The 494-nt window shown below is 32.4% G+C and carries 1 protein-coding gene; it reads left to right on the plus strand.

Annotated elements, in window-relative coordinates; translation table 11 throughout:
• Nucleotides 1-21: 21 nt before the first annotated feature.
• A partial coding sequence (locus ACQ3F0_RS26790) for a sodium:solute symporter family transporter (protein ID WP_428868871.1) occupies nt 22-494 on the plus strand: 473 nt, incomplete at its 3' end.

Consider the following 494-nt stretch of genomic DNA (forward strand, 5'->3'; position numbering starts at 1 on the left):
ATTATTTACATGGTGGGTATTATGTATTTAGGTTATGCCCTAGGAAAAACAAATGAAAACGAAGAGGATTATTTCGTAGCGGGTAGATCTTTACCTTGGTATGCAATTGGTTTATCAGTTGGTGTTACTATGATAAGTGCTAACTCATTTATCGGTGGTCCTGGTTGGGGATATGGTAGTGGTATTATGGCAGCTATGGTTAATATTTCAGTACCTCTTTCTATATTATTTGTTACATATACTGTATTGCCAGTTTTATATGATGCTAACGTAACTACAATTTATGAGTACATTAATGTTAGACTTGGTACAAAGTCAAGAATTTTAAATGTTATTATTTGGCTATGTCAATCACTTATATTCATGGGTGGATTTGTATATACACCAGCTTTAGTATTAAGTGAAATTACTGGATTATCATTCAAAGCATGGGTTCCAATTATTGTTGTTTTCGCAATTATTTATACAGCTGTTGGAGGTATTAAAGCAGTTAT

This window comes from Clostridium sediminicola (assembly GCF_050402865.1).
GTDB classification, from domain to species: Bacteria; Bacillota; Clostridia; order Clostridiales; family Clostridiaceae; genus Clostridium_AF; species Clostridium_AF sediminicola.